General features: G+C 39.5%; 1 protein-coding gene. It reads left to right on the top strand.

From position 1 onward, the window contains the following. The first annotated feature begins 70 nt into the window (after positions 1-70). Positions 71-949 (top strand): IS982 family transposase, encoded by an 879-nt coding sequence (locus tag V7K89_RS10735; RefSeq protein WP_335186933.1) that lies wholly within the window; start codon positions 71-73, stop codon positions 947-949. The last annotated feature ends 13 nt before the right edge of the window (positions 950-962 follow it).

Raw genomic sequence — 962 nt, 5'->3', positions numbered from 1 at the left:
AACCTGAGTTCGGGATAAGGAAAGGAGCAGGTAGTAAGCTGAAAATAGCGTTAAATCCAGCACCTGCCCTATGTTTAGTTTAGAAGCATTATTCTGCCATGTAGATGATTTCTGTAAGAAATTTGAAGGTCAATGGCACAAAAACCTGCTAAAACATGGAGGAATCAAGCGAGTTCGTGCAAAAAGCTTGTACTTAAGTGAAATCATGACAATTGCGATCGCGTTTCACCAAAACCATTATCGAAATTTCAAGCATTTTTATATAGAACATGTACACAAACAATGGAGGTGTGCATTTCCAGGGCTTCCAAGCTATCAGCGATTTGTAGAATGGATGCCATCAGTTCTCATCCCGCTATGTGCATACTTGAAGCATTGTTTTGGGCAATGTACGGGTATTGGTTTTACAGATTCAACAAGCTTGAAGGTTTGCCATAATCGTCGAATATCCAGGAATAAGGTCTTTAAGGGTTTTGCTGCTAGAGGTAAAACTTCGGTCGATTGGTTCTTTGGTTTTAAGTTGCACATCGTAGTTAATGAACTTGGTGAAATACTGAATGTTATTTTGACCCCTGGTAATATTGATGACCGAAAACCAGTTCCCACTTTACTCAAAGATTTGTTTGGCAAAATTTTTGCAGATAGGGGTTATGTCTCGAAAGAACTGGCTGACAAACTTTTCAAAGAATTCGGAATTGAATTTTTCGCCAAACCACGTCGCAACATGAAAAATAAGTTGATGCGCCTTCATGACAAACTGTTGTCACGTAAGCGTTCAATAATTGAGACAATTAACGACCAACTCAAGAACATTTCTCAAATAGAACATTCTCGGCATCGAAGCCCCGTTAATTTTTGCGTTAACGTTTTATGCGGATTAATCGCTTATTGCCATCAACCTAAGAAACCCAGCCTTCAGATGGAGTGGCTTTTATCTCAACCTGCTTAACCCGAACTCAGGT

Origin of the sequence: Nostoc sp., from assembly GCF_036917515.1 — a bacterium.
GTDB lineage: Bacteria > Cyanobacteriota > Cyanobacteriia > Cyanobacteriales > Nostocaceae > Nostoc.
The sequence above is the reverse complement of the archived record's forward strand: the minus strand, read 5'-3'. Positions and strand labels throughout refer to the sequence as shown.